We start from the raw sequence: 22698 nt of genomic DNA, 5'->3' as shown, positions 1-22698 counted from the left end.
CTTGCCATTCTCCACGAAATGCCGCGGAATGCGGCATGTCGTGCCTGCTCGCCCTCCTCCGCCGCGGTCTATTCGCGCTATGGATGAGAGGAGATTCGGCAACGCGGCATTGTTGTCGGGAACCCGAAATTAACCTCAATGACCGATGAAATGCCTTGGCAGAGGGATGGCAGGAAGTATCTGAAGAGGCATACGAGTAAGGCGTTCCGTTGGATAGATCGAGGCCTCCATCTTCTCCTGACCGACAGCTTCCGCGCTATGGCCGGGCGGCTTTGCTTTCGATCGCGCTCGTCGCCTTCGGAGCCGAAGGCGCGGCTGCGGCGGAGGGCGACAGCTTCATGGACAGGGTTCGTTCCCTGTTCGGCCAGCAGAAGGCCGAGCCCGTCTTCGATGCCGTCCCCTATGAGGTCAAGATCGATGTCGTGAACGCCGACCGCTCGGTCCGGCGCGCCGTCACCAATGCCTCGACGCTGCAATCGCTGCGCCGCACGCCGCCCTCGGGCGCTGCGGGCCTGTGGCGGCGGGCGTCGTCCGACATCGACCTGATCACCGCCGCGCTTTATGGCGAAGGCTATTACGGCGGCACGATCACGATTCGCGTGGCGGGCGTGACCCTCGGCGCCTCCAACAGCGTGCAGGTGATCGATGCGATCGAGGCCACGCGCAATGCGGGGCCGATCCCCGTCGAGGTAACGGTCGATCCCGGCCCGCTGTTCCATTTCGGCTCGATCGAGATCCTCGACGCCGACAAGCACCGTCCGATCGCCGATGCGCCGACGCTGCGCGCGCTCGGCATCCAGCCCGGCGAAGTCGCCCGCTCCGCGGCGATCCTTTCCGCCGAGAGCCGCATCACCGAATTCTATCGCGACCGTGGCTATGCCTTCGCCACCATCGTCGACAAGGAGATCACGGCTGACCACGCGGCGAAGACCGTCGACGTCGATTATCTCGTCTCGACCGGCCGGCCGGTACAGTTCGGTATGGTCACGGTGAGCGGCACCGAGAAGCTGAAGAAGAGCTTCGTCGAGGAGCGCGTGCGCATCCAGCCCGGCCAGCTGTTCACGCCCAAGGAGATCGCGGATACGCGCAAGGCGCTGCTCAAATACGAGGCGATCGGGGGCGTTCGCATCGTCGAGGGCCAGACGCTCGACGCCGAGGGACGCCTGCCGATCGACGTCGACATCACCGAGCGCAAGCCGCGCTATGTCGGCTTCGGCGCGAAATACGGCACCACCGACGGCGCCGTCGGCAATGTCTATTGGGGGCATCGCAATCTGTTCGGCGGGGCCGAGACGCTGCGCCTCGACGGCCAGGTCTCCTATGCCGCCGAGGTGCCGAGTTCGGTGCCCGACGCAGACCCGTTCGGCTATAAATTCATGGTCTCGTTCGGCAAGCCGGGCATCCTGACGCCGAAGGACGACCTCTCGATGCAGGCGGCCGTGCTGCGGGAAGTGACGAACGCCTATATCCGTGAGGCCGTGACGTTCAACGCCAACGTCAAGCGGACCTTCAACGACCAGCTTTCCGGCTCGATCGGCGTCGACCTCGAAACCTCGCGCGTCCAGGACAGCTCCGGCACCAACGACTACAACATCTTCGGCATCCCGATCGAAGCCAATTACGACACGACCGACAATGTGCTCGATCCCACGCGCGGCATCCGCGCCACGGGCACGTTCGAACCGTTCGTCTATCTCGGCGATGCGGGCGCAGGCCCGATGATGGTGAAGGGCCAGCTCTCCGCCTATCACGCGCTGGACGCGGACAATCGCTACGTCCTCGCCGGCCGCGTCGGCGCCGGCTCGATGATGGGCGTCGACAATCTCTACGACGTGCCGCCGCAGCGCCGCTTCTATGTCGGCGGCGGCGGAACGCTGCGCGGCTTCGACTACCAGTCGCAGAGCCCGAAGAACGCGCAGGGCGACATCATCGGCGGCCTGTCCTATTTCATCGCCTCGGCGGAAGCGCGCATCAAGATCACCGACACGATCGGCGTGGTGCCCTTCCTCGACGCGGGCACCGCCTCGGCGGGCACCGCGCCGGATCTCAATGATCTGAGCTACGGCGCCGGCGTCGGCCTCCGATACTATTCGCCCGTCGGTCCGCTGCGGCTCGACGTCGCCGTTCCGCTGAACAACAAGGAAGATCAGCGTGGCTATGGCGTCTATCTGAGCCTCGGCCAGGCCTTCTAGGCAGTTCCAGCGAAAGTTAATTCCGGTTTCGCGTCCGGAATTGCGTCACAACAAAGGGTTAGAGCATTCCTGGTGAGCCGGAAATGCTCCAGAAGCGGTCAGGGACCATGCGCATCGCAAGGCGAATCGTCGCCGCTCTCGGGATTCTCGTCATCGCGCTGGTTCTCGGCGTGGCGGTTCTGTTCGCCGCGATCCAGAGCGCGCCGGGCAAGCGCATGCTGGCCGCCTTCGCCAGCCGGATGGCGAGCCAGGACGGCCTCACCGTCGCGATCGAGGATATTTCCGGCTTCGTGCCCTCCGACATGCGGATCGGCCGGATCACGCTCTCCGACGCCACCGGCCCGTTCGGCACGGTGGACGGGCTCGCGCTCGCCTGGCACCCGCTCGCCCTCCTCTCCGGCACCGTGAACGTCTCGGCGCTGACCGCCGACCGGGTCGCGATCGACCGCCGGCCCGTGCTGCCGGCATCGACGGCCACGTCCTCTTCGTCCTCCTCCGGCGGCCTGCCGATGATCCGCATCGTGCTGGGCAAGCTGGAGATCGCCGATATCGAGATCGGCGAGGCTGTCGCGGGCATGGCAGCTCAGCTGGGGCTGACCGCCTCGGCACGGCTGGTCGACCCGGCCGAGGGTCTGGCGCTCGATTTCCAGCTGACCCGCCGTGACGCGCCGGGCGAACTCAAGGGCCGCGCGCGCTATGCCCCCGATGGCGGTCGCGACGTGCTCGATCTCGACGTCACCGCATCCGAGCCGGAAGGCGGCCTCGTTGCCCGCCTCGCTGGCATCGAGGGACTGCCGGCGCTCGCGCTCACCGTCAAGGGCAGCGCGCCGCTCGACGACTGGAACGGCACGCTCGCCTTCGACGCGGGTGCGGCCGGCCGGATCGACGGCACCGGCGCGGTGCGGGTCGTCGACACAGGCCGGCGCATCATGCTGGACGTGAAGGGCGACGTCGCCGGATTGCTGCCGGCTTCGGTGCGACCGCTCTTCGCCGGCGAGACCACGCTGACGGGCTCTGCCGTGGCGACGACCGCCGGTCCGGTGCAGATCGAGGGTTTGAACGCCTCGGCCACGGGCTTCGGCCTCGCGCTGGTCGGCACGCTCGACCCCGCCGCCAAGACCGCCGACCTCTCCTTCGACCTCGTCGGCGGCCAGGCCGAGACCTATGCCGCCTTCGTCCCAGGCATCGCCTGGAAGGACTGGCGGTTGCACGCCAAGGTCAATGGCGCCCTCGCCCGGCCCAATGTCGACGCCGAGGTCACCGCGACCGGACTCGGCGCCCATGGCTATGGTTCGGACCGGCTCGACCTCGCCCTCACCACCGAGGCCACCGGCTCGGACCTCGCCTTCAAGCTCGTCGGCTCGGCCGAAGGCCTCACCGCCGCGGAGCCGAAAGTCTCGACAGCGCTCGGAAAGACCGCGACCTTCGCGATCAAGGGCGCGCTCGGCGATGCCGGCCCTAATGTCACCGACGCCACCATCCGCCTGACGCCGCTCGACCTCGCCTTCTCCGGCGCTGCGGGTCCCTCCGGCGCCAAGGGCGCGTTGCACCTGACCCGCCTCGACCTCGCCGCCTTCTCCGCCCTCGCGAACCGTCCGCTCTCCGGCACGATCGCGCTCGACGGCACGATCGACACCGGCGACAAGTTCTCCGCCATCGCGCTCGATCTGAACGGTTCGGCACATGACGTCGCAACCGGCATCGCGCTGGCGGACAGCTTCCTCAAGGGCGAGACCCGCATTGCCGGCGGCGTCTCGCGTTCGGCGGACGGCGCGATCCGGGTCAGCGACCTCAAGCTCGCCGCCGACGGGCTGTCGCTGCGTGTCGATGGCGCCATCGAGCAGCAGACGGCCGACCTCGCCGCCTCGCTCAAGCTGAACGATCTGACGCGCCTCGACCCGCGCATCTCCGGCGCCGCCAATGCGGACCTCCGCTTCTCCGGCGGCTTCGATGCGCTCGGCCTCAAGGGCACGGTCGACATCCCGTCCGCCGTCGCGATGGACAAGCCGATCGAGGCGCTGCGCCTCTCGGTCGACCTCGCCGACCTGACCCATGCCCCGGCCGGGACGATCGCGCTCGACGGGCGGATCGCCGGAAAGCCGGCGAAGGGCAGCGCGCGCTTCACGACGGAGACGGCAGGACAGCGCGTCGACGACCTCGATTTCGCCATTGGCGGCGTCCGGGCGACGGGCAATGTCGCGCTGGCGGGCGGCCTCGCGAAGGGCCGCCTCCAGATCGCGGCCAGCGACCTTTCCGACCTGTCGCCGCTGATCCTGACCCAGATCGCCGGCCGGCTCGACGCGACCGTGGTGCTCGACACGCCGAACAATGTCCAGCGTGTCGCGGTCAACGGGACGGCGCGCAGCCTCGCCTTCGCCGGCAACCGGCTCGACCAGGCGGATATCGATCTGACGGTCGCCGACCCGGCCAATGCGCCGGTCCTCAATGGCCGCGCGACGCTGTCGGGTCTCGTCACCGGCTCGCAACGCATTGAAAAGGCAACGCTAACGGCGAAGAGCGCGGGTTCGGCGACGGACATCACGCTCGACACCGCCTTCCTCGGCGCCTCGATCGCGGCCCGCGCCAATGTCGCGCCCGCTGCCGGCTCGACGCGCATCCGGCTCGACCAGTTGCGCCTCGCCAAGGGGCCGGCCACCGTCACGCTGTCCCAGCCGGCCAATATCACGCTGGCGAATGGCGGCGTCGCGATCGACCGCCTCGTGCTCGCCACGGGCGGCGGCGGCGCCACGATCAGCGGCAAGGCCGGCGCCGGCGCGCTCGACTTGACCGCCGATATCCGCAACCTGCCGCTGGCGCTGGCCGCCATCGCCTCGCCCACGCTCGATCTCCGCGGCACACTCTCGGGCAATGCGCGGATCACCGGAACGCCCGCAAGCCCTTCCGGCAATTACGATATTCGCGTCGCCGGCCTGACCATGCCGGAGATCCAGCGCCAGGGCGCCGGCCCGTTCGACATCACCGCGAAGGGCACGCTGGGCGGCGGGCGCGTCAATGTCGACGCGGCGATCAATGGCCGCAACATCTCCGGCCTCACGATCCGCGGCTCGGCGCCGATCGGCGCCGGCAATCTGGATCTGCGCATCGCCGGCGCGATCGACCTCGCCATCGCCAACACCGCGCTGGCAACCTCCGGTTCGACGGTGCGCGGCAAGGCCACGGTCGACGCCGCCCTGCGCGGCACTGCGGCCGCGCCCTCGGCATCCGGCACCGTTCGCGTATCGGGCGCCACCTTCACCGACTCGGTCAACGGCGTGACGCTCACCGGCATCGAGGCGGTCCTCACCGGCACCGACCGCGCGATCGAGGTCACCCGCCTCACCGCGCAAACCCCGCAGGGCGGCTCGCTTTCGGGCAGCGGCCGGATCGGGCTCGATGCCGCGGCCGGCTTCCCGGCCTCGATCGAGATCCGTCTGACGCGGGCGGAAATCCTCTCCAGCGCGCTGATCCGCCTCGTCTCCGACGGGCGCATCACCGTGGAAGGCCCCGTCGCGACGCGGCCGAAGATCGGCGGCCGCCTCGACATTCGCCGGCTCGACATCAACATCGCCGACCGCATGCCCGGCGGGCTGGACCCACTGCAGGTCCGCCACATCAATACGGGCGGCCAGAAGACGGTTGCCGATACGAGCCTCCGTGCCAAGGCCAATGCCCGGGCCGCAAGCGCCAATGCCCGGCGCGCGAAGCCGCAGCCCGCCTTCGTCGCCGATCTCGATCTCACCATGGCGGCGCCGAACGGCGTGTTCGTGCGCGGCATGGGCATCGAGGCGGAGTTCGGCGGTGATCTGACGATCCGCGGAACGACGGCGAGCCCCACCACGCTCGGCGCCTTCAACTTGCGGCGCGGCCGCTTTGACATTCTCGGACGGCGGCTCGACTTCACGGAAGGCACCGTCGGCTTCAACGGCTCGACGGACCCGACCATCGATTTCACCGCGAGCACCACGACGAGCGACGTCACCGCGAGCGTCATCGTCTCGGGCACGGCCTCCGCACCGGAGATTTCCTTCACCTCGAGCCCGACGCTGGCCCAGGACGAGGTGCTGTCCCGCATCCTGTTCGGCAAATCGATCAGCACGCTGAATGCGAGCCAGGCGCTGCAGGTGGCGCAGGCGATCGCGCAGTTCTCCGGCGGCGGTCCCGGCGTGCTCGACAATGTGCGCCGCTCGCTCGGCGTCGATTCGCTCGATGTCGATGCCACCGGCCAGGTCGGCATCGGCAAGCGCCTCAACGACCGCGTCTATGTCGGCGCCCGACAGGGTCCGACCGCATCGTCGGGCAAGGTGACGGTCGATGTCGACGTGACGCGCAACATCCGCCTGCAGGGTGCCGCAGGCGCGGATGGCGCGGGCGAACTCGGCGTCGGCGCGCAGTGGGATTATTGACGGAAGCAGAGAAGAGCCGGCGGAGCGGAAAATTTCCCGCTTCGCCGGCGAAGGTACAGTTTGGGAGGAAAGCGCGCGGTGGCCTGCTCAGGCGATCGCGCGGTCGGCGCCGAAGCTGAGCGGCGCGAGCTGGTCCAGTTCCGCGTCGTCGAAGAGGCGGGACCGGGTGAGGAAGCGCGTCTCCGTGCCGTTTTCCAGCGAGAACATGCCGCCGCGGCCCGGCACGAGGTCGATGATCAGCTGGGTGTGCTTCCAATAGTCGAATTGCGACGGGCTCATGAAGAAGGGCACGCCGTCGATTTCGCCGAGCCGGACGTCCTCATCGCCGACGATGTAGTCATCCTTGCGGAAGCACATCGGGGAAGAACCGTCGCAGCAGCCGCCGGATTGATGGAACAGGATGTCGCCATGCTCCCGCCGCAGCGTGCGGAGGAGGTTGATCGCAGCGGGCGTTCCGGTGACGCGGGGAATGAATTCACTCATCGCAGCCCTCCTGTCTCGTCGATCCCCGAGCTGCCCGACGGCCGGCGTGAACGCCCGGCCCGGCGAGCCGTCGGCGGATACGGGGGCATCCGCCGACGTTCCCGATAGAGCGCCTCATCACCGGCTAGCGGCGACGAGGCGGCCTATGCGATCGTCCTGCCGCGCTCAGAAGAAGCCGAGCTTCTTCGGGTTGTAGCTGACGAGCAGATTCTTGGTCTGCTGGTAGTGGTCTAGCATGGCGAGATGGTTCTCGCGGCCGATTCCGGACTGCTTGTAGCCGCCAAATGCCGCATGCGCCGGATAGGCGTGGTAGCAATTGGTCCAGACGCGGCCGGCCTGGATGCCGCGGCCGAAGCGATAGGCGCGGGTGCCGTCGCGGGTCCACACGCCGGCACCGAGGCCGTAGAGCGTGTCGTTGGCGATCTCCAGCGCTTCTTCCTCGGTCTTGAAGGTCGTCACCGAAACGACCGGGCCGAAGATCTCCTCCTGGAAGATCCGCATCTTGTTGTGGCCCTTGAAGACCGTCGGCTTGACGTAGTAGCCGCCCGCGAGGTCGCCCTCGAGCTTGGCCTGCTCGCCACCGATCAGGACCTCGGCGCCCTCTTGGCGGCCGATGTCGATATAGGAGAGGATCTTCTCGAGCTGCTCGGAGGACGCCTGCGCGCCGATCATGGTCGAGGGATCGAGCGGGCTGCCCTGCTTGATCGCCGCGACGCGCTTCAGCGCCTTCTCCATGAAGCGGTCATAGATGTCTTCCTGGATCAGCGCGCGGCTCGGGCAGGTGCAGACCTCGCCCTGGTTGAGCGCGAAGAGCACGAAGCCCTCGATCGCCTTGTCGAAGAAATCGTCATCGGCGGCGGCGACATCCGAGAAGAAGATGTTCGGCGACTTGCCGCCGAGTTCCAGCGTCACCGGAATGAGGTTCTGGCTGGCATACTGCATGATCAGCCGGCCGGTCGTCGTCTCGCCCGTAAAAGCGATCTTGGCGATCCGGTTGGAGGAGGCCAGCGGCTTGCCGGCCTCGAGGCCGAAGCCATTGACGATGTTGAGCACACCCGGCGGCAGCAGGTCCCCGATCAGCTCGGCGAGCAGCAGGATCGAGGCCGGCGTCTGCTCGGCCGGCTTCAGCACCACGCAATTGCCGGCGGCGAGCGCGGGGGCGAGCTTCCAGACCGCCATGAGGATCGGGAAGTTCCACGGGATGATCTGCCCGACCACGCCGAGCGGCTCGTGGAAGTGATAGGCGATGGTGTCGTTGTCGATCTCGGAGAGCGAGCCTTCCTGGGCCCGGACCGCGCCGGCGAAATAGCGGAAATGATCGACGGCGAGCGGCAGGTCGGCCGCGGTCGTCTCGCGGATCGGCTTGCCATTGTCCCAGGTCTCGGCCAGCGCGAGGAGATCGAGATTCTCCTCCATCCGGTCGGCGATCTTGTTCAGGATGATCGCCCGCGCCGTGGTGCTGGTCTTGCCCCAGGCGTCCTTCGCCTTGTGGGCGGCATCAAGGGCGAGGTCGATGTCCTCCTTCTGCGAACGCGGCACCTCGGTGATCTTCTGGCCGGTGATCGGCGAGGTGTTGTCGAAATAGCGCCCGCCGAGCGGGGCGACCCATTCGCCGCCGATGAAGTTCTCGTAGCGGGGCTTGAACGGCGACTTCGTCTTGGCGCCGAGGAATTCAGGCTTGTTCATGGCATCCTCCCATGAGTGAACACGCCCGAATGAGAGAGCAGAGCCCGTGCCATTTGCCGGCTTCGCACTGCATCAAAAGTTGCTGCGACACGGTAAGCATATGATCGAAATGGCGCTCGGACCGCAGCGTCGCCGCCCGTTGCGCGAGCCTATGGACGAGGCTGAAATTTCGGTGCAACAGTCCCACATGAGGATTGAGGCTTGTGGCAACAGCTGTTGCAGAAAGCAACATGCCGGGAGGAACGGCCGATGACGATCCCAGCGGGCACGGATACTGTGCAAGCGGCGCGCCGACGTTTCTTCGACGAAGGCGGCATGCCGGATGGACTTGTCGCCGAACCGATCCTGCGGTCATGGCAGCGCTGCACGACGCAGGGCCTCGATGTCGGTGCGCGGCCGCATGTCGAGCCGGTGAGCGCAGCGGCGCTGAAGGACCTGCACGAGCAGAACGAGCGGCTGCGGCGCATCACGAGGCCGGAAATGACGGCGCTCCGCGCCGAGGCACGCCTGACCGACAGTGTCGTGATCCTGACCGACGCCAATGGGCTCGTGCTCGACATGGTCGGCAATGCCGAGTTCGCCGGCCGGGCATCGCGCGTGGCGCTGCGGCCCGGCGTGCCCTGGAACGAGGATGCGATCGGCACGAATGCGATCGGCACCGCGCTGGTCGAGCGGCGGCCGATCAGCGTGCATGGCGGCGAACACTTCTTCGAGCCGCACCGCATCCTGACCTGCGCCGCGGCGCCGATCATGGATCCGCGCGGCGGGCTTGCCGGCGTGCTCGACATGTCCGGCCATGCCTCGGTGCGGCACGTCCATGCGCTCGGGCTCGTGCGCCTCGCCGTCGAGCAGATCGAGCACCGGCTGCTGGAGCGCAGCTTCGAGGGCCATCGCATCCTGCGCTTCCAGAGCGAGGCGGAGCTGATCGGCACGGCGAGCGAAGCCGTCCTCGTCTTCGAGGAGGACCGGCTCGTCGCGGCCAACCGGCGCGGCCTCCGCCTCTTGAAGCTCGGCTGGGATGCGCTCGACACCGCGCGGATCGGCGAATTGTTCGACAAGATCGCAGCCGGCGAGACGATCCAACCGATCCGGACCCGGGCGGGCGAGACGCTGCTCGGCCGATTCGATCCCGAGCCCGCGACGCGGCGGAGCACCCCGACCATCCGCGCCGGCGCGCGGCCCGGCGAGATCGAGCCGTTCTTCGATGCGGCGACTCACACGGCGCTGAAGCGTGCCGTCCGCCTGGTCGCGGCCGACGTGCCGGTGCTCGTCCATGGCGAGACCGGCTCGGGCAAGGAAGTCTTCGCCCGCCGCGTCCATGCCGAGAGCGCCCGCTCCGGCGCGCCCTTCGTGGCGGTCAATTGCGCGGCGCTGCCGGAGAGCCTGATCGAATCCGAACTCTTCGGCTATGAGGAAGGCGCCTTCACCGGCGCGCGGCGGCAGGGCCAGGCCGGCCTGCTCCGGCAGGCTCATGGCGGCATCCTGTTTCTCGACGAGATCGGCGACATGCCGCTGGCGCTGCAGGCACGGCTCCTGCGCGCGCTGCAGGACAAGCAGGTGGTGCCGCTCGGCGGCGGTGCGCCCGTACCGGTCGATTTCGCCCTGCTCTGCGCCACGCATCGCCCGCTGGCCGAACTGGTCGCAAGCGGCGCGTTCCGCTCCGATCTCTATTTCCGCATCGCGCAATATGTCGTCGAGCTGCCGGCATTGCGCACGCTGGCCGACCGGCGCGAACTGGTGAGTGCGGCCTTCGAATCGCTGGGCGGCACGGCGTCGGGCGCAAGCCTCGCTCCGGGGACGCTCGACAAGCTCGCCGCCTATGAGTGGCCGGGCAATTTCCGCCAGCTGACCGGCACGCTGCGCGCGCTGATCGCTCTGGCCGAACCGGGGCGCCCGCTGGAGCCCGATGCCCTGCCGGCGGAGATCGTCGCGACCGCCGCCCCTGCCCAGCCCACGCCGACGACGGCCCGGGCGGAGGAGAAGGAAGACCGAAGCCTTTCCGACGTGACGCTCACCGCGATGCAGGAGGCGCTTGAGGCCGCGGGCGGTAATGTCTCGCTGGCGGCCCGCCGTCTCGGCGTCGACCGCACCACGCTCTATCGCCGCCTGCTCTGGAAGAAGCAGACTTCCGGCTGAGCCTCAGGTCATCCACCAGCCGCCGTCGACATTGAGCGTCTGGCCGGTGATGAAGCCGGCGCCGTCGGAGCACAGGAACGACAGCGTGCTGGCGATATCGGCGGGCGTGCCCCGCCGCTTCACCGCCTGCCGCTCCAGGACATAGCGGTTATAGCCTTCCGGATCGGGATGGATCTTCTCCGCGTCGGTCGGGAAGGCACCGGGCGAGATCGCATTGACGGTCACGCCATAGGCACCGAACTCCCTGGCCCAGGCACGCGTCAGGCCGAGGAGTGCGCCCTTGGACTGGACATAGGGCGAGAGATTGGCCCAGCCGCCCGAGAGCGTGACGCTGACGACATTGACAATGCGGCCGAAGCCCTTCGCGCGCATCGACGGCAGCGCGACCTGGACGCAGACGATGCCGGCATCGACATTGACGCGCTGCACCGCCTGATGCTCCTCGATCGTGTAGTCCTCGAAGGGCTTGGACGGATAGATCGCGGCATTGTTGATGACGACGTCGAACCCGCCGACTTCCTGCGAAAGCCCTTCCAGCGCGGTGCGGAAGGCGCCGAGATCCGACATATCGAGCGCCGCCACGACCAGCCGGCCCTTGCCCTGCTCGTCAGCCGCCGCGCGGAGCGCCGCCACCTTGGCCGGGTCGTGATCGACCGCGACGACGGTCGCCCCCTCCGCGAGGAAGGCGAGCGTCGCCGGCAGGCCGAGGCCGCCGGCGGCGCCGGTATAGAGGATCGTGCGGTTCTCGACGCTCATGCTCGCGAGGCTCCTGGACGTTCTGCTCAGCGGCCCGCGATCGGGCGATGGTTGCCCGACGGAGCCGGATAGTCTTCGGCGGGCTGAACGGCGAGCGCGGTGATGCGCTTTTCGAGCGCGGCGAGCGCATCCGCGCCATCATGGATGCGGAAGACCGTGTCGTAGCGCCGCTCGTCGCCATGCTCGAGCCAGATGAGTTCGCCGCGCTCGCGCGCGCCCTTATGGCCGAGGACATGGTTGGTCGAGGGTTCGAGCCCGAGCGCATACTGGCCCGACTGCAGGTTCTGCCACTCATACTGGCAGGGGAACTGGTCCTTGCGCGTCTCGACCTCGAAGGCGAGGCCGAGGCGGTCATTGACGAGCGCGACCGGCACGCGGCCTGCGCCATCCGCCTTCATCTCGTGCTGCCAGACCTGCTCATGGAAGTTGAGCTGCGGCGCCGGCATCGTGCGGTAGCCGACGCCCTGCTTGCGATAGGCCTCGCCCGCATGCGCCGCCCAGACCACATCCTCGACCGGGGCGAGATAGCGGGCGCCCTCTTCGAGCAGCGGCGCGCCGGCATTGATGTGGTAGCAGTACATGTGCGGCGTCTTGTAGAAGCCGTGATTGACGACGCGGTCGTGGACCCGGATTTCGTTCGATCCGACCTTGGCCTCGATGCGGCGGATCAGATGCAGATCCTCGCCGAATACGGTCGCCTGCTGGACGATGCCTTCCGCCCAGAGCGTGCATTCGTCGCCGTCCCACTGCTCGCCATAGCCGGTGAGGCGGGCGGGGATCGTGCCGACACGGCCGTGGATCGAATGGCTCACGGTCTGGCGCGGGCCATAGACATAGTGATCCGCCGGCTCGTCATACATGAACAGGATGTGGTCGAGCCCGCAGGTCACTAGGAGGCCGGAGAAGGACCGCAGCCAGGCGAGACCGCCCTCCCCCTCATATTCGTGCAGATAGGGGCTGCGGAAGCCGGCCGGCGAGTTCCAGCCGATCGAAAGGCCGCGATAGTCGCAATCCGCGATATCCATGGCGCGATCGACGAGGACGGTGAAGCGCAGCCCCGTGCCGGTGCGGAATTCGAGCATGCGGATGCCGCGCTCCAGGCCATCGCCGAGCGTCATCAGCCGCACGCCGGCGAACTGCGCCAGGGCGCCGGAGCTTGCCGATATCTCCCGCCGCGTCAGCATCTTCCCGAAGAGCTGCACCATGTCGTCACTCCCTTGTCGTTAGGTTGGCCCGACCGGCATCGGCGCGGCCGCCTGGCCGCCCTGCGAGAAGTCGAAGGCAAGATGAAGAATGGCGTCTTCCGTCATGGCGGCGCGCTCCAGCACGCCCGCGACGCGGCCGCCGGCGAAGACGACGCAGCGATCGGCGAGCGCCATGATCTCCGGCAGTTCGGACGAGGCAAACAGGACGCCAGCACCGCTCTCGGCGAAGCGGTGGACGATGTCATAGATTTCCGCCTTGGCGCCAACATCGACGCCATGCGTCGGCTCGTCGAGCAGCAGCACCTTGGGCTCGGCGAGCAAAGCGCGCGCGAAGAGCGCCTTCTGCTGGTTGCCGCCGGAGAGGCTGGTGATCGGCTGGCGGATATCGCCCATGCGGATATTGAGCGAGCGCGCCATGCGCGCGGCATCGGCCTTCTCCGCTCCCTCGGCGACGAAGCCGAGGCGGGTCAGCGCGGGCAGGCGGGCGATGGTGATGTTGGACTGGACCGAATGGGTCGGCAGAATGCCCTGGATCTTCCGGCCTTCCGGCAGCATGAACAGGCCGGACGCGACGGACTTGTCGGCACCGGCGCGCGACAGCAGCGTCCCATCGAGCCAGACCTCGCCGCAGCGGGCGCGGCGATAGCCGTAGAGCGTTTCAAGGAACTCGGTCCGCCCGGAGCCCATGAGGCCGAAGAGGCCCACGACCTCGCCGGCGCGCACCTCCATGTCGATCGGGCTCAGATGATCTTCGTCGGCGAGCCCCTTGACGGAGAGGCGTGTCGCGCCCGGCGTCCGCGTGCCGCCGCGATAGGCGAAGGTCGCGGTCTTGCCGACCATGTCGAGGATCAGCTGCGACTTGCTCGTCTCGCTGGTCTTGCGGTCGCTGATGAGCACGCCGTCGCGGAGGACGACGACGCGGCCGCAATTCTCCAGCGCCTCCTCGAGGCGATGGGTGATGAAGATCACGCCGACGCCCTCGGCGCGCAGCTCGCGCACGAGATCGAACAGGCGCTGCGCCTCGACCGGGGTCAGCGACGAGGTCGGCTCGTCGAGGATCAGGAGCTTCGGCCGCTCGACGATCGCCTTGGCGATCTCGATCAGCTGCTGTTCGCCGCTTCGCAAGCGCCCGGCCTCCATCCAGGGATCGAGATGGGCGAGCCCGACGCGCTCCAGCACGGCGCGCGTCGCGACGGCGAGTTCGCGGCGGTTGATGAAGCCGGACCGGCCGGACTTGTAATCGCCGAGGAACATGTTCTCGGCGATCGACAGGGCGCCGATGATCGACAGTTCCTGATGCACGAAACGGATGCCGAGTTCGCGCCCGTGCCGGACCGATTCGATGACGATCTCCCGCCCCTCGAAGGCGAGACTGCCGACGCTCGGCTGCAACGCGCCGGAGACGATGTTCATCAGAGTCGACTTGCCGGCGCCGTTCTCGCCGATCAGGCCGATCGCCTCCCCCCGCGCCATGTCGAGATCGATGCCCTGCAGCACCCGAACGGGACCGAAGGACTTCTCGAGCCGCGCAATCTTGAGGAGGGAGGCGTTCATGAGGCTCTTTCAGGGAGAAAGGCGCGGCGCTGCCGCCGCGCCTCCTGCGAAGGCGACTACTTCAGCGGACCGTCGGGCGTCAGAATGTTGCCCTTGACGGCGATGACCTTCTCGGCCGGCGCCTTGCCGTCGATCAGGTAGTTGTGCAGCAGCACGGTCGAATCGAAGGCCTGCTGGAACGGGGCCTGGTCGATCAGAGCCCACATCTCGCCGGTCTTCAGATATTCGACGTTCTCCGGCGTGTGATCGAAGCCGACGACGCCGACCTTGCCGGTCAGGCCGAGATCCTTGACCGCCTTGGCAGCGCCAAAGGGTCCGCCCGCCGTCACATAGACGAGGCTCAGGTCGGGATTGGCCGTGTACATGTCCTGGACGAGCGAATAGGCGATCTCGGCCTTGTCCTGGTTCTCGAACGGACCGACGATCTGGATGTCGGGATAGTTCTTCTTCAGGTAGTCGACCGCACCGTTCATGCGGTTGGTGTGCTGGGCGGCACCGAAATAGCCGGTGATGACGCCGACCTTGCCCTTGCCCCCGAGCTTCTTGCCGATGAATTCGCCGAGCTGCGCGCCCGCCGCCGTTGCGTCCTGGCCAATGAAGAGCAGCCGGTCCGACGGAGCATTGCCTTCCGCGATGATGTTGACGACCGGAATGCCCTGCCCGACCGCCTCGTTGATGGCGCGCTCGGTGCCGTCGAAGACCGGAACGATGACGATGCCGTTATATTTCTGCGCGATGGCGCTCTCGATGCCGGCAATCACGACTTCGGCCGACAGCGTGTCGCCGAGATCGACATAGTCGACCGTCGTGTTGAACTTGGCGAGATAGTCCTTGGCCGCCTTGGCGCCCTCGGTCACCGGGATCCAGAACGGATTGTTCTGGAACGCCATGAAGGCGATGCGCTGCGGGCCCTTGGTGTTGTCGTTCGCCTTGACCGTGCCGCCCTGGGGCAAATCCTGGGCGAACGCAGCGCCGGCGAACAGCAGCGTGGCGCCGGTGCCCAGCAGCATGGTGCGTCGTGTGAGCTTCATTTTGGTTTCCTTCCCAACGGCGAACTTATTCCTCCCTGCCGCGCCGGAAGCCGTCGATTCCGACCGCAAGGATGATCACAAGACCCTTCGTCACCACCTGCCAGTGGGCTGAAATGCCGAGCAATACGAAGGCGTTGCTGAGCAGCGCCATCAGCAGCGCGCCGAGAACGACGCCATAGATCGTGCCGCGGCCGCCCGAGAGCGCCGTTCCGCCGAGAATGACGGCGGCGATGACGTCGAGCTCGTAGCCGCGGCCGAGATCCGGATTGGCGCTGGCGAGGTTGCCGGCGAGGATGATGCCGCCGAGGCCGGCGAGAAGGCCGCAGAGGACGAAGACGAGCAGCCGCGTGCCCTCGACATTGATGCCGGCGAGGCGCGCCGCCTTGGGGCTGTCGCCGATCGCATAGATGTTGCGGCCGATGCGGGTGTGGGTCGCGAAGATGTGGAAGGCGAGCGCCAGCAGCAGCATCAGGATGAGCGAGACCGGCACCTCGACGATCTTGCCGGCGCCGAGCCACTGCGCCCAGCCCGCATAGGGAATGGGGATGCCGCCGGTGATGAGCAGTGCGAGGCCGCGTGCGACGGACAGCGTGCCGAGCGTCGCGATGAACGGGTTGATATTGAGCCGCGTAAACAGGAGGCCGTTGACGAGACCGACGACGATGCCCGTGCCGAGGCCGGCGCCGAGCGCCAGGACCTGATTGCCGGTCGCCTGCGCGACGAAGGCCGAGACGACGGCCGACAGGCCGAGCACGGAGCCGACGGAAAGATCGAGGCCGCGCGCGATGATGACCAGCGCCTGGCCGAGCGCGACGATCGCGACGACGGAGGCCTGCCGTCCGACATTCAAAATGTTTCGCGGCGTCAGGAAATATTCATTGGCGAAGGAAAGAAAGATCACCACGGCGATGATCATCAGCGCGACGGAGGCTTCGCGCTGGCGCAGGATCCTGCCGATCGAGACAGCCACGCCCGGCCTTGCCGGGGACGTCGCGATACCTGTGTCGGGTTTGGTCATCTTCGCTTCTTGGCTGGAGATCCGGGCGCCGGAAGGCGCCCGGAGAGAGGGAGGGTGGTGCCCCTGGAGAGCGCCGGTCCTAGAGCCCGTGCGCGCGGAGCTTGCCGTCCAGGAACTTCTTGGCGCGCGGCACGTCGTCTTCCGAGAGATGCTCGATGATGATCGGAATGTTCGGGTGCTTCTCGGCGAGGCGCTTCAGGTAGAGATCGTAGTTGAGCGAGCCGAGGCCCGGAGCCGGCAGCTCGATCTCGCCGACGCCGCGGAAGGTGTGGCTCTCGAGCGCGTCCTCGTCGCCGATGTCGGCGTGCTTCTCGCTCTTGTCGTCGCCCGAACGCTTCACGTCCTTGGCATGCGCGATCTTGATCTTGTCGGTCAGCGTATCGAACACCTGGTTCAGGATCTGATCCATGCGGTCGATATTGTGCGTCTCGAAATAGTTGGTCGGATCCATCAGCAGGCCGAGGCCGGGATGATCGACCTGCGCGAACATCTTCACGGTCTCCTCGACGGAGCCGACGACGTTGTTCACATAGGTTTCGAGCAGGAAGGTCGCGCCATGGTCATAGGCGGTCTGCGCGAGGTCGGCGATGACCTCCCGGCAGACCTCGAAGCCTTCCTCGGTCTTGTTCTTGGGATCGTGCACCCAGTCGGATTCGGTGTTGTAGGTGCCGGTCTCGGAGATCACGTAGGGGCTGCCGAGATCGCGCGCATTGCGGATGATCTCCTTGAGGTAGCCGACGCGCCGTGCCCGCTCGTCCTTGTCCGGATGGATGATGTTCGTATAGCCGGAGATGCAGCAGATCGGCAGGTCGTGGTCGCGGAAGGTGTCGCGCACCTTCTTCGCCTTCTCCTTGGTGATCTGCCCGGCCGAGAGGTCGACGTCCTTGAAATGGAGGTCGAGCTGGACCGTGTTGAAGCCGAGCGCGCGGATCTTCTTCGCGGTCTCTTCGAGCGTGTAGGGGAAATACCCCGTGAAAATGCCTACCTGCAGCATGGCTGAACTCCTCCCTGAGTTTCAGATCGGTCCGTAATTCAGATTGCGATTTCGCTGAGCTTGACCGCCCGGCCTTCGGCCATGGAGCGGTAGCCGGCCTCGATGAGCGCCACGGTCTTCACATTGTCGGCGACCGAGAGCTCCGGCGGCGTGCCGGTCTTCACGGCATATTGCAGTTGCTCCATGACGCCCTTGAAGGCGTGCGGGAACCACATCGTGTCCCAGCTCGGCGTGACCCACTTGCCGCCGGTCGCGCGCTTCGAGGCGTATTTCAGCGTCGAGACGGCGCCGGTCGGCCAGCCGATCGTGCCCTCGGCGACGCCCTCGGTGCCTTCGACGCGCCAGCGGATATAGACGTCGCTGTCGAAGCCTTCCTCGCGCGGACCTGACCAGACATCCTCCAACGAGACGGCGAAGACGCCCGACTCGAACTTGATCGTCGAGGCGGTGATGCCGTCCGTATGCTCGAAGGTCGTCCGCGGATCCTTGCGGGCGGCGGTGTAGATCTCGGTCGGCTCGCCGAACAGGAAGCGCAGCACGTCGAGATGGTGCACGCTCATATTGGCGAGCGTCAGCCGGTCGTAATCCTCGAGGAAGCCCTGCCAGTGCGGGATGGCATGCATGTCGATCGTCGCGACGATCGGCTGGCCGAGATCGCCGCGGTCAAGGATCTGCTTCAGAACGCGCATCGACTGGTCGTAGCGCATGTTCTGGTTGACGGAGAGGATCTTGCCGGCGGCCTTGGCCTCGTCGCGAAGCGCGATCGCCTCGTCCAGCGTCAGCGAAAGCGGCTTCTGAGCGAGGATGCCCTTGATATGCGGCTGCTTCAGCGCATGGCGGATCAGCGCGGGCTGCTGGTCCGGCGGGAAGGCGATGTCGACGATCTCGACGTCTGGATCCTCGATCAGCGCCTCGGGGGTGGCGTGCACCTTCGGGATGCCCCAGCGCTCGGCCACCTTGGCGGCACGCGACTCGGTCCGTGAGGCGATCGCGACGACCGGGAAGCCGGCCTCGTGATAGGCGGCCAGATGACACTCGGCCATGATCATGCCGGCACCGATGGCGCCGATCTTCAGGTCCCTGACGCGAATCTCGGGATCGGGCGCAAAGCCCGATGCTCCGGACAAGCTGGCGTCCGACATTTCATCCTCCCTCGGTCCGGGCCTGAAGCCCGATTGACCGAATGATTGATGCTGATCTTTTTCGATGTCAATCTTTGATGCATTGCATCATCGAATTGATGCGCCGCACCATTCATCGATCCTCGACCGCAATCCGTCTCGGCGCCTTGTTTTGCCTGTGTTTTCCTGTTTCCACAGCCGCCAATTCGATGTTTCAAGCGGATGATTGATTTGACATCATTTTCAATCATCACCATCATGCGGGATGTCGCGGCACCTCAGAAGAATCCGCGGACAGGGAACGACACCATGCGCACGACGCTCGTCGACATAGCCCGCGAGGCCGGAGTTTCGACCGCCACGGTCGACAGGGTTCTGAACGGCCGGGACGGCGTGCGGGAGCGCACACGCGAGCGCGTCCTCTCGATCGCCGGGCGCCTCGGCTATATCGAAGAGACCGTGCCGGCCGCGCCACGCGCCGTGACGCCGGTCGCGCTCGATGTCGTGCTGCCCGGTGGCGGCAACACCTTCATCAACAACCTCGCCGCCCAGATCGCGGACGCCGGCGCCCAGCGCCCCGATGTGCGGCTGCGCATCCATTCGATCGAGGGCTTCGATCCGGACGGCCTCGCTCGCAAGCTCGATTCCTTCCACGGCGCGAGCGAGGGCGTCGGGCTGGTCGGGCTCGATCATCCGGTGGTGCGCGAGGCGATCCGCTCGCTCGCGGAGCGTGGCGTCCCGGTAATGACGCTCGTCTCCGACATCTCTCATGTGCCGCGCCTCGGCTATGTCGGCATCGACAATCGCGCCGCCGGACGCCTCGCGGGTCATCTCCTCGGGCGGTTCCTGCGCACCGATTCGGGCAAGGTGGCCCTCTTTGCCGGGTCGCTTTCCTATCGCGGTCACGAGGAGCGCGAGATGGGTTTCCGGCACAAGATCGCCGAGGACTATCCGGGGCTGGCGATCGTCGAGCTGCGGGAAATCCGCGACGATACCGAGCGCGCCTATCGCGAAGCCACCGCCCTCATCGAGCGCCATCCCGATCTCGCGGGCATTTACAATATCGGTGCCGGCAACCGAGGGATTGCACGCGCGCTGACCGAATCGGGCCTCGCCCGCTCCGTCGTCTTCATCGGCCACGAGCTGACGGAATTCACGCGGCGCTTCCTGATCTCGGGCGTCATGGACGCCGTGATCGACCAGAATCCGCGGGTCGAGGCGCGGGAGGCGATCGACCGTCTCGCCCGCGCCGCGCGCGGCGAAACGCGGCCGGACGGACCGGCCATCCGCATCCAGGCAATTTTCAAGGAGAACATCCCGGAAAGCTAGGTCCCGCCTGCCTTTGTGGCGGCGTCACCCGCCTGCAACACCCTGGGGAAAGAGACAATCCTCGTGAAGCAAACAACGCTTCATTAACGCTGCCTACCTATCCCTTGAGGGGCCAGCAGACGGCGGGCGAGACACCGAGCCAGGGCACCTTGAACATGCATTCTCCGACGCGGCCTCCCTTTTCGAACGACGGCGACGTTTCCGAGCGGAACCGTTCCTCTTCGCCGAGTGAGCGGCCGCTCGAGCGCGGCAATCCGCAACCGCAGCACGCGCATGGCGCGCAGTCACAGCCGCGCGTCGATCCGTCCCTGTCGCGCGCCATCGAGGCCGCGGCGCAGGACACGCTGCCGAGCTGGCTGCGCCCGTTCACCTATACGCCGACCACCCGCTTCACGCGCACCCCGGACTATCTGAGGCGCCCGCGGCAGAACGAGTCGGAGGCGGAGACGCCGCCGAGCAAGCCGGCAGCTGCCGCGCCCACGCCGGTCGCCCCGACGCAGCCCACCCCCACGCAGCCTGTCGCCACCAGCGAGCCGCGCGCCACCGAGCCGGCCGCCCGCACGGTGCCGGCCGCGCCCGCCGCGCCGATGCGTCCCGTCCGGCAGCAGGCCCAGCCGCCGGCTCCGACGCCGCCGCCGAGCGTGCTCAAGGTCGCCCGGATGATCCGCACCGATGTGGTCGAGCCGCCGCAGCGGAATGTCGTCAAGGATGAGCGGCCGCCGCTTTCGCCGATCGAGCAGCGCCGTGCCGCAGCGCGCGCGGCTGCGGCCGAATCCGAAATCCGCGATCGCGACGCGGTGGCGCCGTCCATCGTCCCGATCGAGGCGCCGCTGCGCGCTTCCGTCCGCGTCTCCTTCAACTGGCCCGTCGCCGAGACCTCCGAAGCGTCGGTCGAAATGCCGATCGTCGCGGCCGTCCAGCCTGCGCCTGTTCCGGCGCGCGAGCCGGAAGAAATCCACGCCGCCGAGGAGGCCGCGCCGGTGTTCCGCCGCGAGGTGGCCTATGCGGATTCGGACGAATACGAGTTCCCGCCGATCGAGCTGCTCGCCGAGCCGCCTCAGGTCGAGCCCGATTTCGAGCTGTCGGAAGAGGCGCTGAACAAGAATTCCGTGACGCTGCAGCAGACGCTGCGCGATTTCGGCATTCGCGGCGAGATCATCGACGCCAATCCGGGACCGGTGGTCACGCTCTACGAGCTGGAGCCGGCGCCCGGCACCAAGTCGTCGCGAGTGATCGCGCTTTCCAGCGACATCTCGCGTTCGATGAGCGCGATTTCGGCGCGCGTCGCCGTGGTCGAAGGGCGCAACGTCATCGGCATCGAGTTGCCGAACGTCACGCGCCAGACCGTGTGGCTGCGCGAACTGCTCGAGAGCCACGAATTCGCGGATTCGAAGACGAAGCTCGGGCTTTGCCTCGGCAAGACGATCGGCGGCGAGCCGGTCATCGTCGACCTCGCCAAGATGCCGCATCTCCTCGTCGCTGGTACGACGGGCTCGGGCAAGTCCGTCGCCATCAACACGATGATCCTGTCGCTGCTCTACCAGTACCGGCCGGAGGATTGCCGCCTGATCATGATCGACCCGAAGATGCTGGAGCTGTCCGTCTATGACGGCATCCCGCATTTGCTGACCCCGGTCGTCACCGATCCGCGCAAGGCCGTCGTCGCGCTCAAATGGGCGGTGCGCGAGATGGAGGAGCGCTACAAGAAGATGTCGCGCCTCGGTGTGCGCAACATCGACGGCTTCAATGCCCGCGTCGCGGAAGCGCGCGAGAAGGGCGAGGTGATCACGCGTCAGGTCGCGACCGGCTTCGACAAGGAGACGGGCGACCAGACCTATGAGGAAGAGGTCATGGACCTCTCCCGCCTGCCCTATATCGTCGTCATCGTCGACGAGATGGCCGACCTGATGATGGTCGCCGGCAAGGACATCGAAGGCGCGATCCAGCGTCTCGCCCAGATGGCCCGCGCCGCCGGCATCCACATCGTCATGGCGACGCAGCGCCCCTCGGTCGACGTCATCACCGGCACGATCAAGGCGAACTTCCCGACCCGCATCTCGTTCCAGGTGACGTCGAAGATCGACAGCCGCACCATTCTCGGCGAGATGGGCGCGGAGCAACTGCTCGGCCAGGGCGACATGCTCTATATGGCCGGCGGCGGCCGCATCCAGCGCGTGCACGGCCCCTTCGTCTCGGATCACGAGGTCGAGCAGGTCGTCGCGCATCTCAAGCGCCAGGCTCGTCCGGAATATCTGGACGAGGTCACGCATGACGAGGAGGAACTCGCCGCTGCGACGGCGGCCCCCGCCGAGGACGGCGCCGTCTTCGACAAGGGCTCGTTCGGCGACGACGGGGCGGATCTCTACGACCAGGCGATCGCGATCGTGCTGCGCGACCGCAAGGCCTCGACCTCCTATATCCAGCGCCGCCTCCAGATCGGCTACAACAAGGCGGCGTCGATCATGGAGCGCATGGAGCAGGACGGCATCGTCGGCCAGGCCAACCATGCCGGAAAGCGCGAAATCCTGCGGAACGCGCGCGACAACTGAAGTCCTCCAGGATAGTCATGTTTTCATCGCCGCGGCGCCCAGCGCCGCGGCGTTTTCATTTCTGGAGCATTGCCGGCTATCCGATTCTCATCAATGATCTGAGCGGAACTTGACTTCGATCATGTTTCGCTCAGTCAGGTTCCACTAGGAGGTGAAAGCCGCAGACCATTCGTGGGGAGATCGCGCGGGGGGATTTCACGAACGATGCGCTGCTCATGCCAGACAGTCGGGAGGGACCATG

The 22698-nt window shown here is 67.0% G+C and carries 14 protein-coding genes; 5 read left to right on the top strand and 9 right to left on the bottom strand.

Translation table 11 applies throughout. The annotated features are described in order from the left end of the window. The first annotated feature begins 338 nt into the window (after positions 1–338). Both GGR25_RS06680 and GGR25_RS06675 read left to right on the top strand, forming a co-directional pair. Positions 339–2192, top strand: coding sequence for an autotransporter assembly complex protein TamA (locus GGR25_RS06680; RefSeq protein WP_183397982.1), 1854 nt, complete (start codon positions 339–341; stop codon positions 2190–2192). A gap of 83 nt (positions 2193–2275) precedes the next feature. Continuing rightward, positions 2276–6595: a translocation/assembly module TamB domain-containing protein gene (locus GGR25_RS06675; protein WP_246409320.1), complete on the top strand. Its 4320-nt coding sequence runs from the start codon at positions 2276–2278 to the stop codon at positions 6593–6595. A gap of 87 nt (positions 6596–6682) precedes the next feature. Here the strand turns inward: GGR25_RS06675 and GGR25_RS06670 are convergent, their stop codons facing one another. Beyond that, entirely contained in the window at positions 6683–7078 is a 396-nt protein-coding gene (locus GGR25_RS06670) for a DUF779 domain-containing protein (protein WP_183397981.1), read from the bottom strand. 165 nt (positions 7079–7243) lie between these two features. Continuing rightward, the gene (adh, locus tag GGR25_RS06665; protein WP_183397980.1) at positions 7244–8764 is read right to left on the bottom strand and encodes an aldehyde dehydrogenase; all 1521 of its coding nucleotides are present in this window, start codon (positions 8762–8764) and stop codon (positions 7244–7246) included. 249 nt (positions 8765–9013) lie between these two features. Here adh and GGR25_RS06660 point away from each other — a divergent pair, with 249 nt between their 5' ends. Next, a complete protein-coding gene (locus tag GGR25_RS06660; RefSeq protein WP_183397979.1) occupies positions 9014–10900 on the top strand; it encodes a sigma-54-dependent Fis family transcriptional regulator in 1887 nt (628 codons plus the stop codon). A gap of 3 nt (positions 10901–10903) precedes the next feature. Here GGR25_RS06660 and GGR25_RS06655 read toward each other — a convergent pair whose 3' ends face one another. From GGR25_RS06655 to GGR25_RS06625, 7 genes are all read right to left on the bottom strand, one after another. Continuing rightward, entirely contained in the window at positions 10904–11656 is a 753-nt protein-coding gene (locus tag GGR25_RS06655; RefSeq protein WP_183397978.1) for an SDR family NAD(P)-dependent oxidoreductase, read from the bottom strand. 26 nt (positions 11657–11682) lie between these two features. Next, positions 11683–12861: an aldose 1-epimerase family protein gene (locus tag GGR25_RS06650; protein WP_183397977.1), complete on the bottom strand. Its 1179-nt coding sequence runs from the start codon at positions 12859–12861 to the stop codon at positions 11683–11685. 18 nt (positions 12862–12879) lie between these two features. After that, positions 12880–14415, bottom strand: coding sequence for a sugar ABC transporter ATP-binding protein (locus GGR25_RS06645; RefSeq protein WP_210299840.1), 1536 nt, complete (start codon positions 14413–14415; stop codon positions 12880–12882). A gap of 56 nt (positions 14416–14471) precedes the next feature. Continuing rightward, entirely contained in the window at positions 14472–15446 is a 975-nt protein-coding gene (locus GGR25_RS06640; RefSeq protein WP_246409318.1) for a sugar ABC transporter substrate-binding protein, read from the bottom strand. Positions 15447–15471: 25 nt separating this feature from the next. Next, complete coding sequence (locus tag GGR25_RS06635; protein WP_380146380.1) at positions 15472–16362, bottom strand: ABC transporter permease; 891 nt, start codon at positions 16360–16362, stop codon at positions 15472–15474. Between the two features lie 181 nt (positions 16363–16543). After that, positions 16544–17458 carry a sugar phosphate isomerase/epimerase family protein gene (locus GGR25_RS06630; RefSeq protein ID WP_183397975.1) on the bottom strand — a complete coding sequence of 305 codons (915 nt, stop codon included), beginning with the start codon at positions 17456–17458 and terminating at the stop codon, positions 16544–16546. 38 nt (positions 17459–17496) lie between these two features. Then, a complete protein-coding gene (locus tag GGR25_RS06625; RefSeq protein WP_380146362.1) occupies positions 17497–18600 on the bottom strand; it encodes a Gfo/Idh/MocA family protein in 1104 nt (367 codons plus the stop codon). Between the two features lie 288 nt (positions 18601–18888). On the opposite strand from GGR25_RS06625, the gene GGR25_RS06620 reads away from it, so the two are divergent. Next, on the top strand, positions 18889–19908 hold the full coding sequence (locus GGR25_RS06620) for a LacI family DNA-binding transcriptional regulator (RefSeq protein ID WP_183397974.1): 1020 nt from the start codon (positions 18889–18891) through the stop codon (positions 19906–19908). 155 nt (positions 19909–20063) lie between these two features. Continuing rightward, positions 20064–22457, top strand: coding sequence for a DNA translocase FtsK (locus tag GGR25_RS06615; protein WP_246409317.1), 2394 nt, complete (start codon positions 20064–20066; stop codon positions 22455–22457). Positions 22458–22698 lie beyond the last annotated feature (241 nt).

The sequence above is a fragment of the Kaistia hirudinis genome, from assembly GCF_014196455.1.
GTDB lineage: Bacteria > Pseudomonadota > Alphaproteobacteria > Rhizobiales > Kaistiaceae > Kaistia > Kaistia hirudinis.
The sequence above is the reverse complement of the archived record's forward strand: the minus strand, read 5'-3'. Positions and strand labels throughout refer to the sequence as shown.

Excerpts from the sequence above, each read along its gene's own strand:
- GGR25_RS06680 (WP_183397982.1), top strand. The coding sequence starts at position 339 with ATGGACAGGGTTCGTTCCCTGTTCGGCCAGCAGAAGGCCGAGCCCGTC.
- GGR25_RS06675 (WP_246409320.1), top strand. The coding sequence starts at position 2,276 with ATGCTCCAGAAGCGGTCAGGGACCATGCGCATCGCAAGGCGAATCGTC.
- GGR25_RS06670 (WP_183397981.1), bottom strand. The coding sequence starts at position 7,078 with ATGAGTGAATTCATTCCCCGCGTCACCGGAACGCCCGCTGCGATCAAC.
- adh (WP_183397980.1), bottom strand. The coding sequence starts at position 8,764 with ATGAACAAGCCTGAATTCCTCGGCGCCAAGACGAAGTCGCCGTTCAAG.
- GGR25_RS06660 (WP_183397979.1), top strand. The coding sequence starts at position 9,014 with ATGACGATCCCAGCGGGCACGGATACTGTGCAAGCGGCGCGCCGACGT.
- GGR25_RS06655 (WP_183397978.1), bottom strand. The coding sequence starts at position 11,656 with ATGAGCGTCGAGAACCGCACGATCCTCTATACCGGCGCCGCCGGCGGC.
- GGR25_RS06650 (WP_183397977.1), bottom strand. The coding sequence starts at position 12,861 with ATGGTGCAGCTCTTCGGGAAGATGCTGACGCGGCGGGAGATATCGGCA.
- GGR25_RS06645 (WP_210299840.1), bottom strand. The coding sequence starts at position 14,415 with ATGAACGCCTCCCTCCTCAAGATTGCGCGGCTCGAGAAGTCCTTCGGT.
- GGR25_RS06640 (WP_246409318.1), bottom strand. The coding sequence starts at position 15,446 with ATGAAGCTCACACGACGCACCATGCTGCTGGGCACCGGCGCCACGCTG.
- GGR25_RS06635 (WP_380146380.1), bottom strand. The coding sequence starts at position 16,362 with ATGATCATCGCCGTGGTGATCTTTCTTTCCTTCGCCAATGAATATTTC.
- GGR25_RS06630 (WP_183397975.1), bottom strand. The coding sequence starts at position 17,458 with ATGCTGCAGGTAGGCATTTTCACGGGGTATTTCCCCTACACGCTCGAA.
- GGR25_RS06625 (WP_380146362.1), bottom strand. The coding sequence starts at position 18,600 with ATGTCGGACGCCAGCTTGTCCGGAGCATCGGGCTTTGCGCCCGATCCC.
- GGR25_RS06620 (WP_183397974.1), top strand. The coding sequence starts at position 18,889 with ATGCGCACGACGCTCGTCGACATAGCCCGCGAGGCCGGAGTTTCGACC.
- GGR25_RS06615 (WP_246409317.1), top strand. The coding sequence starts at position 20,064 with ATGCATTCTCCGACGCGGCCTCCCTTTTCGAACGACGGCGACGTTTCC.